11 protein-coding genes are annotated in these 14,123 nt (G+C 50.5%); 6 read left to right on the forward strand and 5 right to left on the reverse strand.

Translation table 11 applies throughout. The features are described from left to right. The first annotated feature begins 30 nt into the window (after positions 1 to 30). Positions 31 to 924, forward strand: coding sequence for a universal stress protein (locus tag ACN5NT_RS17790; protein WP_419176323.1), 894 nt, complete (start codon positions 31 to 33; stop codon positions 922 to 924). A 45-nt stretch (positions 925 to 969) separates the two neighbouring features. Here the strand turns inward: ACN5NT_RS17790 and ACN5NT_RS17795 are convergent, their stop codons facing one another. From ACN5NT_RS17795 to ACN5NT_RS17805, 3 genes are all read right to left on the reverse strand, one after another. Continuing rightward, complete coding sequence (locus ACN5NT_RS17795) at positions 970 to 1,161, reverse strand: hypothetical protein (protein WP_419176324.1); 192 nt, start codon at positions 1,159 to 1,161, stop codon at positions 970 to 972. A 110-nt stretch (positions 1,162 to 1,271) separates the two neighbouring features. Beyond that, a complete protein-coding gene (locus tag ACN5NT_RS17800) occupies positions 1,272 to 3,047 on the reverse strand; it encodes a PocR ligand-binding domain-containing protein (RefSeq protein ID WP_419176325.1) in 1,776 nt (591 codons plus the stop codon). A gap of 31 nt (positions 3,048 to 3,078) precedes the next feature. Next, positions 3,079 to 3,744: a response regulator gene (locus ACN5NT_RS17805; RefSeq protein WP_419176326.1), complete on the reverse strand. Its 666-nt coding sequence runs from the start codon at positions 3,742 to 3,744 to the stop codon at positions 3,079 to 3,081. Positions 3,745 to 4,070: 326 nt separating this feature from the next. Here ACN5NT_RS17805 and ACN5NT_RS17810 point away from each other — a divergent pair, with 326 nt between their 5' ends. Beyond that, the gene (locus ACN5NT_RS17810) at positions 4,071 to 5,915 is read left to right on the forward strand and encodes an aldehyde ferredoxin oxidoreductase family protein (RefSeq protein WP_419176327.1); all 1,845 of its coding nucleotides are present in this window, start codon (positions 4,071 to 4,073) and stop codon (positions 5,913 to 5,915) included. A gap of 84 nt (positions 5,916 to 5,999) precedes the next feature. After that, positions 6,000 to 6,242, forward strand: coding sequence for a MoaD/ThiS family protein (locus ACN5NT_RS17815; RefSeq protein WP_167495926.1), 243 nt, complete (start codon positions 6,000 to 6,002; stop codon positions 6,240 to 6,242). 137 nt (positions 6,243 to 6,379) lie between these two features. Here ACN5NT_RS17815 and hutC read toward each other — a convergent pair whose 3' ends face one another. Together hutC and hutH are read right to left on the reverse strand one after the other, a co-directional pair. Then, a complete protein-coding gene (hutC, locus tag ACN5NT_RS17820) occupies positions 6,380 to 7,147 on the reverse strand; it encodes a histidine utilization repressor (protein WP_419176328.1) in 768 nt (255 codons plus the stop codon). Between the two features lie 11 nt (positions 7,148 to 7,158). Beyond that, complete coding sequence (hutH, locus tag ACN5NT_RS17825; protein ID WP_419176329.1) at positions 7,159 to 8,691, reverse strand: histidine ammonia-lyase; 1,533 nt, start codon at positions 8,689 to 8,691, stop codon at positions 7,159 to 7,161. Between the two features lie 353 nt (positions 8,692 to 9,044). Between hutH and ACN5NT_RS17830 the strand changes: the two genes are divergently transcribed. The 3 genes from ACN5NT_RS17830 to ftcD all read left to right on the forward strand — a co-directional run bounded on the left by ACN5NT_RS17830 (position 9,045) and on the right by ftcD (position 14,119). Continuing rightward, a complete protein-coding gene (locus tag ACN5NT_RS17830; RefSeq protein ID WP_419176330.1) occupies positions 9,045 to 11,078 on the forward strand; it encodes a urocanate hydratase in 2,034 nt (677 codons plus the stop codon). Positions 11,079 to 11,091: 13 nt separating this feature from the next. Next, positions 11,092 to 12,336, forward strand: coding sequence for an imidazolonepropionase (gene hutI, locus ACN5NT_RS17835; RefSeq protein WP_419176331.1), 1,245 nt, complete (start codon positions 11,092 to 11,094; stop codon positions 12,334 to 12,336). 169 nt (positions 12,337 to 12,505) lie between these two features. Further along, a complete protein-coding gene (gene ftcD / locus ACN5NT_RS17840) occupies positions 12,506 to 14,119 on the forward strand; it encodes a glutamate formimidoyltransferase (RefSeq protein WP_419176332.1) in 1,614 nt (537 codons plus the stop codon). Positions 14,120 to 14,123 lie beyond the last annotated feature (4 nt).

Consider the following 14,123-nt stretch of genomic DNA (forward strand, 5'->3'; position numbering starts at 1 on the left):
ATTCCGATTGTTAAACATGCAAATCAGACCATGAAACATTCCACTAAAACGATACTTGCAGCCATTGATAATTCAGAGGCGAGCCGATCAGTATTCAAAGAAACGCTGGTGCTTGCTTCAACTCTTCGGGCCAGGGTGGTCATTGTTGCCGTGACACCTAATTATGAAGGAAATATGAATCGATTCTGTATCGAGGATGCTCAGAAAAAATTTGATGAGCCTTTTCAGAAGATTTTGAAAGAGGCATTTGATTATGCGAATTCGCTAGGCTTGAGTCTGAAGACAGTCCATCGGAAAGGAAAGCCCAGCGATGAGATTCTAGAGGTAGCTCTGGAGGAGTCTGTTTCGCTTATTGTATTGGGAGGTAAACGAAAACTCCAGTTTGAAAGAATGTTACTCGGGCGAATCCTGGCGGAAATAGTCACCAACAGTAGCTGTGACGTCCTGGTTATACCGGAGGGTTCGGAAATCAGGTTTTCTAATATACTTGTGGATGTGGCTGAATCTGAACAAGGTATCATTGGGGAAATACGGGCATTCGATATTGCCGAAAGCTATGGCAGCCAGGTTCATGGGCTCTATTCAGTAAATATTCCGGCTGAGCGCTCATTACGGTATGGTGTTGCAAGAGAGGCTGAAGAAAAGGCCACAGCGGCTCTGGAGGCATTTTCCTCAAGGGCTGAGTTGCGTGGTATATCTGTTATCAACAGCATGGATTACAATATCCCGGAGCATTGTCTGGCAAACTATGCCAAAGCACGGCACATGGATCTTATTGTGCTCGGTGTAAGAACTGAGCAGGCTTTTATTGAGATATTCGGTGGCAGCACCATTGAGCGACTTGTTTCCATCAGTTCATGTCCAATCCTTGCAGTCAAGAATGGAGAAAGACAGGGCAGAGCCTCTGTAACGGCTATTTTTTAATGAACGTAAAATGCAACTGCTACATTTTCATGGCATATACTGATTTCAGATCGCCACGACTGTAACAATCAAATGCGACCATGGTCTGGCAATACCGGCAACAGACCCCATCTCGTCAGTTACAGGAGATACCGGTTCTTCACCACTGTTCAATTTCACTATAACTACCAGATCGAATGTGCCGTTGACAGAATAGACCTCGGAAACCCCGGTAAATACAGATAGATAGCCCTTCAATTACTTTTACTAATTGTATCTCTTTGGTTTTGATCAGGAATATCGATGTGAGCGTAGTGCCTCCTCGGCTGAATTACAGGACGCAATTTTCCCTGTCTTCCAACGCTCCGCTACTGTCTTGAAATGTTAGATATCGGCCAACAGGCTGTCACCCGGGTCCCCTTGCCGGCTGCAGAGTTGATTGTCAAAGTACCATCGCACAACTCTGCCCGCTCTTTCATACCTTCAAGGCCAAGCCCACGATTGAAATCATCCGATTCAATGATTTTCTCAAGATCAAACCCTTTCCCGTTGTCTCTGATTGTAAGGTGGATTTCATCGTCAATTTTGAGCAGTGAGAAGAACAGGGTGTCCCCTTCACTGTATTTCGCAGCATTATTCATTGCCTCCTGGGCAATTCTGAATAGAACCGCTTTGAGTGGTGCAGGTATCAGTTCTTCTTGAATATTGATATTCAGGTCGATGGTGAATTGTTTGTAAACATCAAGATATTCACGGCAAAGCCATTGAATGGCGGCAATGGCGCCAAGTTCGTCGAGTATGCGTGGGCGTAATTCAACCTGCATCTTGCGTACTTCTGCTATGGCGCTTGCTATAATTCGGGAGGAGGTGTCTATGCAGTTACGCAGGTCCACCTCAGGCTTTTGCAGATTAGCCAGAATAGCGTGGACGGAATAGTTTACCGCCGTAAGTGATTGGCCAATACCATCATGGAGTTCGAGGGCCAGCCTCTTTCGTTCATCTTCCTGGCTGAGTATCAGTTTGGAGGAAAGGCGATGCAGTCGTGACTTGGAGTGGCGAAGAGCCAGGGTAATCTCTTTCTGGGCAGCGTTAGCCCTTGCAAGGCGCAGGTTCTGATATGCCATCTCAGACAACAGGTTGGCAAAAAGATAGAGTGAATTGCAGGTACGGTAAAACTGTTTGGAGTTCATGATAGGTACTTCATGATAGGCTGCCATAAAGGTGCTTTCATCGGTACCGATTTCCCTGGCGTATTCCCGCAGTCGATTTTCATCAACAGAGTTTGAAAGACGTACCTGTCCGATGAGCCAGTTGGCGACGTGCTTGCCCCCTACAATAATACTGGCCCCGCCATCCCACAGGCCACCACTTAGGCAGGGACGGATGGTAGGGCCCTGATGATTGGGTTTGCCTATGATGGAGTCGGAGTAAATGCAATTGGCCAGGCCCTGTTGAGTGGAGCGAATTACCTGGCGGCAGAAGGTGCAGAAGTTTTCCTGGCGGGTGATTGGCGTTCCATCGGGCATGGTGATGATTGAAGCAACACCGGTGACATCACAGAAAGCTTTCTGGATTGCCTCAAGTTCAACAATGGTGAAGAGGTCGGTGAACAAAATATTGTCCATATCCGTATCTGCCACGCGGTCACGTGTGAACTCAGTAGCACCTGTTGCCTGGGTTGCAGGCTTTGGGGATCGGTTTTCCCTTTCTGCGGCAGACCCATAATCGATAGAGTGGTTACTTAAAGTAAGCGGGCTTTTATGGATAATGACTTCTGTGTCGGTGTCTGCATCCGGCGTTAAAAAGCAGGCGAGTTTTTTGTCGGTCAAGCGAAAGGCATGTATATGGAACAGTCCGATGAAATTCCCTGATTCATCATAGTATACTCCGTGATAGCCCCAATTGCTGCCCGTTGCCAGAATATGTTTATAGCGCTCGGGGACAACCGAGTCAGCCAATTGTGGAAAAGCCTGCTCCAGCCGCATGCCCTTGAGATTATCGTGGGTGATACGCAATAAGCGATCGGCCGCGCTGTTAGCCTTGCTGAAAATAAGCGCGTCGCCGGCATCCAGGGTGAAGACCTGACAGGGAACCGGCAGATTTTCCATGGTCTCTTCAATAGCGGGGAGAGGTTGAGCTTCCATTAGTACCAAGGGGGAGAACAGGAAGGCATGATCATGGTTGGATGATGCCGCTTTGGCGGGCAAGCTCGATAATTTCCCGCGCGCTGTGTACTTTCATTTTTTTCATCATGTTCGACCTGTGCCGGTCAACGGTTCTGGGTGAGATGAAGAGCATTTCTCCGATCTTCTGGTTGGTAAAACCTTCTGCCACAAGCTGAAAGATCTCACGTTCCCTCTTGGTGAGAGGTGAGAGAGGGTCATCGGCAGTGATACTTCCGGCGTCACTATCTATGATGTAATTATTGATAAGCTGGCGGGAGAGCACCCCGCTCAGATAGGCGTTGCCTTTAATAACGGACTTCATGGCGACGAAGAGTTCTTCGGGGTCGTCTCCTTTCAGCAGGTAGCCGTCTGCTCCTTCCTTAAGAGTCGGCAAGACATACTCCCTGGACGCATGCATGGTTATGACCAGAATACGTGTTTCGGGTATCTCGCATTTAATCTGCCGCAGGGTGGAAAGACCGCTCATTTTAGGCATGGAGAGATCAAGCAGGAGCAGATCCGGACGGGCCTTTTGGCAGATTTTCAATACATCCAGTCCATTATCCGCTTCACCGACAACCTCAAAGCCTTTTCGAGAGGCGATAAGGGCCTTCATACCCTCGCGGACAAGCAGGTGGTCTTCAGCAATAACAATGCGGATAGGTGTATTGGTCATAAAAATTATTCGAAGTACATGAGTAAAATGGCAATTCTTATCGCAACGTACTGCAAAAGTATAATGGAAAGAGGAAAAGAACAACCGAAGTTTACTATAAATGACAGGTTGTCGAGATGGGGTCATGCCTTGCGTCTTTGCTCTTTCATTCAGGTAGCCGCCTAAAAGATACAGTTGTCCTGTAGGGAGAAATGGGGTGTTCCCCCCATTGTTCCGCATCATTGCCAAGACTATAACTCCGGGTATTGAAGAGCTGAAGACCTTAGAAACTGGAGGACGAAGGCGAAACAGGTATTGAGGTAAAGCACGAAATAAAGGAGTTGGTTATGGGGAACGGATATTGGGGCAAGGTTCTGAGAATTGATTTAACGACCAAAAAGACGACTATCGAGGAGGTAGGAGAGAGGGTTTGGAAACTCTACCTCGGTGGTGGCGGTTTTGGTGCCAAGGTGTTGTCTGATGAAGTTGGTTCTGAAGTTGGGCCATATGACGCAGAAAACAGGTTGGTTTTTGCCACCGGGCCATTGCAGGCAGCCAGGCAGACGGGAGCGGCGAAGTTCACTGTTGTCTCAAAATCTCCGGTTACCGGAATCTATGGTGAAAGCGCTGCCGGTGCTGGGTGGGGAATGGCCCTGAAAAATGCCGGTTACGATGCCCTGATCGTACAGGGTAAATCGGAGTCTCCATGTTACCTGAAGATAGATGACGACCAGGTTGAGATTTGCGAGGCGGCACAATTCTGGGGGAAGGATGCCTTTGAGGCGTCCGATGCGATTGTCGCTGATACAGGTTTGGAAAAATCTTCCATCTGTTCAATTGGCCAGGCTGGTGAGAAGAAGGTCGCCATAGCCTGTATCGTGGTTGATAAACATAGTTTTGCAGGTCGTTGCGGTCTTGGCGCGGTGATGGGGTCGAAGAACCTCAAGGCTGTGGTTGTGAATGGCACCAGAAAAGTCGCTGTTAATAAGCCGGAAAAACTGGCTGAGATCAATAAGAGTATCGGCAAAACAGTTCACGAAAACACCAAGGACTGGCTTCGTCTGCACGGTACCCCATTTGTTGAGATCGGCTGTGATGCCGACGGTGACACACCCACCAAAAACTGGAGCGAAGCTTCCTGGCCGGAAGGAGCAGAAAAACTCGGTGTGCCGAACTACACGGATGTGCTTGGTGCCAAGCCCCATGCCTGTAGTTCCTGCGTTGTTGGTTGTCACAGAGAGGTAGAGGTCGCAGAACCCGAAAAATATGCAATGAAAGGACCAGGACCCGAATATGAGGCGCTGGGTATGCTTGGTAACAACTGCCTGATGGATGATGTAAAAGCCCTTTCGCTGATGAATGATCTCTGCAACAGATACGGTCTGGATTGTATTTCAATGGGCTCATTTCTTGGTTACACCATGGATTGCCAGGAAAATGGTTTGATGACTGCTGATGATATCGGCGGTGTTGAGCTGAAATGGGGCGATGCGGACACCATGATCGAGTTGATTCACAACCTCGGCAACCGTAAATCCGGGTTTGGTGAGTTATTTGGTGATGGCTTGCTGCCTGCTGCAGAAAAACTCGGTGAGGAAGCTGTAGAGCTGGCACCGCATGTTAAAGGTCTTGATCTGCCTGCCCACGATCCTCGCGCATTTTTCTCCCTGGCAGTCAACTATGCAACAGGTAATGTGGGGCCGCACCATGAGCGTGGTAATCCGCAGGTTGCCACCGCAGGTTTTCTGTTGCCCGAGGCCGGAGTCGATCAGGAAGTGGATCGTTTCCAGATGGAAAATTCAGAATTTGTTGCAGCAAAATACCAGGATTACGGAACACTTACCCAGGCAGCCTGCCACTGCAAGTTCATGCTTTTCGGCGGCTATAGCATGACCGTAATGCTTGATTCCATCAACGCTATCACCGGTTGGGAATGGAGCATGGACGATCTTTTGAAAGCCGCGGAGCGGATCTATACCCTGCAGCGTATGGTCAATGTAAAGTACGGCATAGACCGTAAGGATGACAAGCTACCTGCAGTGGTCTACAAGGCAAGCGAAAACGGCAGTCGGGCTGGTAAGGTGCCGCATAATATGGATGAAGCTCTCGATCGTTATTATGAGTTGCGAGGCTGGGATGACAATGGCGTGCCCAAATCAGAGACTCTTGAAGCATTGGGTATTCAGATATAGCCTGAAAATTTCAATCCCTTTCTCCCGGGGCATGTCGGTCTGTCGCAGATCGACATGCCTGGTCCGAGGTTGAATCAACCAATTATGAAAATAACAGTTTCATTGAAGCTCTTTGCCTCATTGGCAAAATACAAGCCATGTGACGATGGCCCTACCTGCTATGTTACCGTTCCTGTCGGCACGACTGTCGCAGATCTGGCGCGCGATCTCGCTGTTCCCGTGGAGAAGGTGAGAATGATCCTGATTAACGAGGCGACATGCGATCTCGAAACGGTTCTGGCTGAAGGTGATTACATCGTTTTATTTCCGACTATTGCTGGAGGTTGATACGAATTGTGTACAGAGCAGGAAAAGGCCCGGCAGGTAGAGTAACCAGCCGGGCCTTTTTCTTAGTGATTGAAAGGAAAAAATAACAGATATGCTATCCTTCCAACGTTCAACGTTCAACGTCCATCGCCCAACGCCTAACTCACCTCAATTACCCCACCACTCGGGGGCACGAATCTCGACCCCAGCGTATAGCGTGAGCCTGGTGAATAGAAGACAGAATAGGTGGCGATAAGATTACCGACCCATGTCGTGCGGTAGAGGGCAAGGCAGGGCTCGGCGGAATTGATTTCAAGCAACTCCCGGACCCATGGGTCGGGGATAAGCGCTTCAACCACATGTTCAACAGCTGTTATCGGCGCAAGACTCAGCAGGTATTCGTTGGGAGTGACAGAGGTGAAATCCTGTTTGAGATACTCCGGTGCGAAGGCTGGATTGATATACCTGCTGGAGAGCTGAATTGGTATAACGTTGTCCCGATGGACGATGACAGAATGAAAGACACTTGAGTACGGTTGCAACGCCATCCTGGCGGCAACCCCGGGCTGTGCTTTTTCTTCTTGTAACAGATGCACAGTACAGGAGTATTTACCTCCCCGCGCTTCGATCTCTCTGGCTATGGAGTTGATCTCAAGTAACGCTGCCTGCGGTTTCTTTTCAGCGACAAAAGTTCCGAGCCCCTGCCTGCGGATGAGACGTCCTTCTGCGCTCAATTCTCTTAAAGCACGGTTGACCGTCATTCTGGATACTCCGGTGGCAGCAACCAGCTCCGCTTCAGAGTCAATTTTCATATCGGCATGCCATTCGCCGGAATGTATTTTCCTGAGTATATACTCTTTAACCTGCTGATAGAGTGGTGGAGCATTTTCTCCGGTTGAAAGCGATGCTGCTTTTGAGCTGCTCATGATTATGCCTGTTATTTGAAACTTGGTATCAGTGAGGAATCGACCAGATGATTTAACTCACCCTGTTGGATGAGCTCGCAGATTTTTGCAATATCAGGGGAAAAATATCTGTCCTTGTCATAGAAAGGCACTCGATTTCTCACTTGACTCTTGGCGGATTCAAGCAGCTCGCTGCTCTTGAGTGGTGCCCGGAAATCAAGGCCCTGACAGGCGGCGAGTAATTCAATGGCGAGCACGTTGGCAGTGTTTTCTGCCATATCGGTGAGCCGTCTTGCGGCAAAGGTTGCCATGGAAACATGGTCTTCCTGGTTGGCCGAGGTGGGCAGACTATCTACGGATGCAGGGTGGGCCAGGGATTTATTTTCACTGGCAAGTGCGGCAGAGGTTACCTGGGCGATCATAAAACCAGAGTTCAGCCCGCCTTTCTCAACCAGAAATGGCGGCAGTTTACTCATGTTCGAGTCGATAAGCAGGGCCATCCTGCGTTCAGAGAGTGAGCCGATTTCGGCTATTGCCAGTGCCAGGTTATCTGCTGCCATTGCGACCGGTTCGGCATGGAAATTGCCGCCAGAGAAAATATCATTCACTTCCGCAAATACCAGTGGGTTGTCAGAGACAGCGTTGGCTTCGATTAAAAGCGTATCGGCAGCGTTTCGTATCTGGGTCAGGCAGGCGCCCATCACCTGGGGCTGGCATCTGAGTGAGTAGGGGTCCTGCACAGCTTCGCAGTCGAGATGGGAAACTTCAATCTCGCTATGCTGCAGCAGGTCACGATAGATCCTGGCTGCATCAATCTGTGCCTGGTGGCCCCGCACCTCATGGATCAAAGGATCGAAAGGTCTGCGACTGCCCATGGCCGCCTCAACAGAAAGGGAACCTGTTACCACTGCGGCGGCAAAGAGATCCTCAGCCGCAAAAAGTCCTTTAAGAGCCAGCGCGGTGGAGGCCTGGGTACCGTTGAGCAGGGCTAGTCCCTCTTTGGGGTGCAGGGTAAAAGGGGAGAGACCGGCGATTGTCAGACCTTCTTTGCCGGTCAATCGCTTTCCCTTATGCATCACTTCGCCTTCGCCCAGCAACACGGTGCTCATGTGTGCGAGCGGGGCAAGGTCACCGGATGCTCCCACGGAACCCTTCACCGGTATGCAGGGGTAAACCTCATGATTCACCAGCTGCACCAGAGCATCGATTACCTCATAGCGAATGCCGGAATAACCGCGAGCCAGACTGTTGATTTTCAGTACCATCAGCAGCCTGGTGGTGGATTCGCTCATCAGGTTGCCGACTCCGGCTGCGTGGGAAAGAACGATTGATTCCTGCAAATGCTCAAGTTCATCTCTTGGTATCACAGTATGGGCCAGCAGGCCAAAACCGGTATTGATACCGTAGATGACGCGGCCCTCATCTATAAGCTTGCGTACCGTTGCAACGGAATCATCGATGGCATTACGACAGGCTGGGTTGAGATTGATCCGGGTAGCCTCTCTGGAGACGGAGCGGAGCTCTTCGAGGGAAATTTTTCCTGGTTCTATTTCAAATGTGCGCATAGTTCGTCAGAATGAAGTAACGGGCTTCACAGAGTTGAACCCCGATTAGAATGTGTTGCATCTGTGAAATCAGATGGAGTGTCAGTCGAATGTGCTGACAATGTATATACAAATTTAATCTCGTTCAAGATGAAAATTCAAGTTATTGAGGTTAGATGTAGGTAAATAGCCGAATTGTTGAAGTTGATTGAAATATTCACTTGTATATACAAGCTGGAGCGTTTAGCATATTATCTGATATGAATTCAAGAGAGGTTTTATCCCATGAGCGTGCGGGTAAATCTCAATGTCATGCTGAATACGAGTTAATTTGCAGCAATATCAGACAAAGACCAACCAATAAAGAGGTTGCAATGCAAACCAATGTAACGGCCGCAAAGGCTATGACCATACGACTAGATGACGAGCTACCACGGCAGAAGGGATTTTTGGAAGGTATACGCCGTGCTCCTGATCGTGGATTTCGGCTCACCCAGTCACAGACCATGACCGCGCTGAAAAATGCGCTTCGCTATATTCCAGAGCAACATCACCACGAGTTAATCCCGGAGTTCCTGGAGGAGTTACGCACCAGAGGCCGTATATACGGTTACCGTTTCCGGCCCGAGGGAAGACTCTACGCTAAACCGATTGACGAATACACAAGCAATTGCCTTGAGGGAAAAGCCTTTCAGGTAATGATCGATAATAATCTCGACTTTGATGTCGCCCTTTACCCCTATGAGCTGGTCACCTACGGCGAGACCGGAGCGGTCTGTCAAAACTGGATGCAGTACCGGTTGATCCGGAAATATCTGGAAGCGCTTACCGACCATCAAACTCTGGTTATGCAGTCAGGCCATCCGCTTGGCCTTTTCAAGTCGAGTCCCGATCAACCCAGAGTGATCATTACCAACGGCTTGATGGTGGGCCTCTATGACAACCCGGATGACTGGGAGATCGCTACCCAGATGGGTGTCTCCTCCTACGGTCAGATGACCGCCGGGGGCTGGATGTATATCGGCCCCCAGGGAATCGTGCATGGCACTTACAACACCCTGCTCAATGCCGGTCGTAAGATGTGTGGAGTACCTGCTGAAGGTGATCTGCGTGGTCTGCTGTTTGTCTCGTCGGGCCTGGGCGGAATGAGCGGTGCACAGCCAAAAGCTGCGAAAATTTCAGGTGCGGTATCAATCACCGCCGAGGTGGATATTTCCCGTATTACTACCCGCCATCAGCAAGGCTGGGTAGATGTGGTTTCAAGTGATATGGCGGAAGTACTGCGTCTGGCTGGAGAAGCCAGAGCTGCGAAAGAAAATCTCTCCATCGCCTATCATGGCAATGTGGTGGACCTGCTCGAGTACATCGCGGACCGGGAGTTTGAGGCGGAGTTGCTATCCGACCAGACCTCCTGCCATGTGGTATACGATGGTGGCTATTGTCCTGCCGGTATCAGCTTTGAGGAACGCACCCGTTTACTGGCAACTGACCGGGAGCGATTCAAAAAACTGGTCGATACAAGCCTGAGACGACATATCGCAGCAGTGCAGAGGCTGAAAGAACAGGGCACCTATTTCTTCGATTACGGCAACGCCTTTTTGAAAGCCGTTTTCGATGCCGGGGTCACGGAAGTTGCCAAAAACGGTGTGGATGCACGGGATGGTTTCATTTATCCCTCTTATTTCGAGGATATCATGGGGCCGATCTTTGATTACGGATATGGCCCGTTCCGCTGGGTATGCCTGAGCGGAAAACATGATGATCTCAAAAAAACCGATGCCGCGGCGATGAGCTGCATCGATCCGGAGCGCAGGGCGGAAGATCGTGATAATTATATCTGGATACGCGATGCGGAGCAAAACAAGCTGGTTGTAGGTAGTCAGGCGCGAATCCTCTATTCAGATGCCGGCGGCCGGGCTGCTATCGCTCTCAAGTTTAATGAGATGGTGCGAAATGGGGAAGTGGGAACGATTATGCTTGGTCGCGACCATCACGACCCGGGTGGTACCGACTCCCCATTTCGTGAGACTGCGAATATTTACGACGGTTCCAATGTCTGCGCTGATATGGCCACGCATTGTTTTGCGGGTAATGCAGCGCGCGGTATGTCGCTGGTGGCACTGCATAACGGCGGTGGCACCGGTATTGGCAAAGCTATCAACGGTGGCTTCGGCATGGTGCTCGATGGCAGCGACCGGGTGGATGAAATCCTGCGTTCAGCCATGAGCTGGGATGTTATGGGTGGGGTCGCACGCCGCAACTGGGCGCGCAATCCTAACGCAATGGATGTGGCTATGGCCTATAATCGCGACAACAGCAATGGAGACCAGATCACCATTCCCTATGTGAGCGACGAAGAGGCGGTTGAAAGTGCGGTAGTGGATCTCTTTACCCGGTTGCAGAAATAGAGAGGCTGGCATTATGTACATATTGTTTAAAAACTGTAGGATATTCAACCCAGTCGATCGAGGCGTACCATGCGGTGGTAACAATCAGGGCGAATTGGCAGCGTTTCCTGATGGCGCGCTGCTTGTTGCTGATGACGGCAGAATTGTTGCGATTGGTGAAGAGCACGAGGTTACCAAAGAGGCATCAACGCTCAGCAAGGTCAAGACGAGGGATATGCAGGGCAAATGCCTGATCCCAGGTTTTGTCGACCCGCATACCCATATGTGCTTTGCCACACGTCGCGAGGCAGAGTTTGAGTTGCGGCTTGCCGGAACACCGTATCTGGAAATCCTGAAAAAGGGTGGGGGAATCCTCTCCTCGGTTCGGGCGGTGGCTGAAGCCACCGAGTCCGAATTATATGAAGTAACCAGAAAGCATGCGCTGTCCGCTTTGAAAAGCGGTACCACCACCTTGGAAATCAAGAGTGGCTATGGGCTCAATACAGAGAGTGAACTCAAGCAATTACGGGCTATTGGTAAACTCGCCAGAGAAGGTGTGCAGGATGTGGTGGCAACTTTTCTCGGTGCCCACGCCATTCCGCTGGAATTTAAAAACAACCCCGATGAATTCATTACCCTGGTGATAGATGAGATGTTGCCCGCGGTAGTAGAGCAAGGTATCGCTGATCAATGCGACATTTTCTGCGAAGAGGGGGTGTTTACCATTGAACAGGGGCGGCGCTTGCTTAAAGCAGCCAAAGCACAGGGCATGAAGGTGAAGATTCATGCCGATGAGGTGCATGATCTCGGTGGGGCGGGCTTGGCTGCAGAACTCATGGCGTGCTCTGCGGATCATCTGCTTGCTGCTTCTGACGAAAATATCAGGGCAATGGCGGCTCAAGGCGTTGTTGCTAATCTGTTGCCAGCCACGGCCTATAGCCTGAGGAAACCCTATGCCCGGGCCAGGTTTATGATCGACAATAACCTGCCTGTGGCGCTGGCCACTGATTGTAACCCCGGTTCCAGTTATACAGAGTCGATGCCATTCGTTATCGGACTTGCAGTGCTCAATATGAATATGACACCGGCGGAAGCTCTGGTTGCCGCCACCTTGAATGCAGCCTATTCCATCGGTATGGCGGATAAAGTGGGCAGCCTTGATGTTGGCAAGCAGGCTGATTTTCTGACCCTTGATGGGGACTCACCGGCAATTCTTGCATATCATGCCGGAGTATCGCCGGTTCAAGAAGTGTATAAGAAAGGGGTTCGGGTGGTTTGATGACGTTAACCGCAGGTTGGACGTTGGATGTTGGATGGGGGAAGGAAAACCTGGGTGCGTGAAGTTAGAAGAGCATTGTGAGGCGTGAGGTGACAGGGGTTAGGAGTAAACATCCTCTGGATCCATGCTCGGTAAAGAATGATAATAGAAAATCAGGGTACTGGATGCCATGAAGAAGATAATAGAGTGCGTTCCGAACTTTTCTGAAGGAAGAGATCCGGAGATCATAGAAGCGATCGCGGAGGCGATCAGAAATGTGAAAGGCTGTTCCCTGATTGATGTTGATCCGGGGCGTTCCACCAATAGAACAGTCTATACTTTCGTGGGCGGGCCGGAGAGCATCATTGAAGGTGCGTTGGCGGCCGCAAGGGTGGCGCGGGAGCGGATCGACATGCGAAAGCATGGTGGTGAACATCCCAGGTTCGGAGCCATGGATGTCTGCCCGTTTGTACCGGTGGCAGGTGTTACCATGGCTGGATGTGTTGAAATCGCCAAAAATTTCGCAGCACGGGCTGCCCAGGAGTTGAAAATTCCTTTGTACCTCTACGAAGAGGCGGCAGAACATGACTATCGGCGCAAATTGCCAGATGTGCGCGCCGGAGAATATGAGGGACTTGCCGAAAAACTGCAGGACCCCAGGTGGAAGCCGGATTTCGGTCCAACCGACTTTGTACCGGAATGGGGCATCACCGCCACCGGGGCCAGAAAGTTCCTGATTGCCTACAATGTCAATATCCTCGGTACTTCCAACCAGGCCCACAGGATTGCCCTCAACTTGCGGGAAGCCGGCCGCGGTGAAGACAGCCCCGGTAGCTTGAAAGAAGTTAAGGGGATGGGCTGGTTTGTTGATGAGTATAACCTGGCTCAGGTCACGGTAAACCTCAACGACTATCAGGTCACACCTATCCATGTGATGTACGAGGAGGCTAAAAAAGAGGCTGCGGCATTGAATCTTGCCGTAACAGGTTCTGAAATTGTGGGTGTAGTGCCGCTGGAGGCGATGTTGATGGCAGCGGATTATTACATAGAAAAAGAAGGGTTATTCATCTATCAGGAAGATCAGAAAATCAGGCTGGCAGTGGAACGGATGGGTCTGAATTCGGTGGCGCCGTTCAAGCCGGAAGAAAAGATAATTGAATATATTGTGGCCGAAGAGCCCGATGAACCTCTTGCCGGTATGAGCGTGAGGGAGTTTATCGAAGAGATCGCTGCCAGAAGCTCGGCACCAGGCGGTGGCTCTGCTTCGGCAGCGGTGGCGGCAATCGGGTCGGGGCTGGGTTCCATGGTAGCCAAGCTCACCTGGGGGGTACGTAAATTTGAGGGTGTGCAGCCGAAGATGATGGAAGCCATTCCGGTGCTTCACGAAGTGACCCAAAAGTTGATACCAATGATAGATGCTGATACCTCGGCCTTCAATGAGTATATGGAAGGCTTGCGTATGCCCAAAAATAGTGAGGCCGAAAAAAAGGCCCGGACCGCGAAGATGCAGGCAGGGTTGAAGACTGCGATTCAGGTGCCGCTCACCACCATGCGCTTGGCCGATTCCGCCTGGGATGCGCTCAATCTGGTGGCTGAATATGGTAATCCAGCTTCAAAATCAGACACCCAGGTTGGCGCCCGCTCTCTGGAGACCGGTATCTGGGGAGCATATCAGAACGTGCTGATCAATATGGAAGGGATAAAGGACGAGGAGTATCGCCAAGCTACTTTGGCAGAAGCTGAACAACTCACGCTGCGGGCCAAAGAGCAATGCGAGAAAGTTCTTAACTTGCTGGAACATTGATAAA

Origin of the sequence: Desulfosediminicola sp., from assembly GCF_048381775.1 — a bacterium.
Classification (GTDB): domain Bacteria; phylum Desulfobacterota; class Desulfobulbia; order Desulfobulbales; family Desulfocapsaceae; genus Desulfopila; species Desulfopila ganghwensis.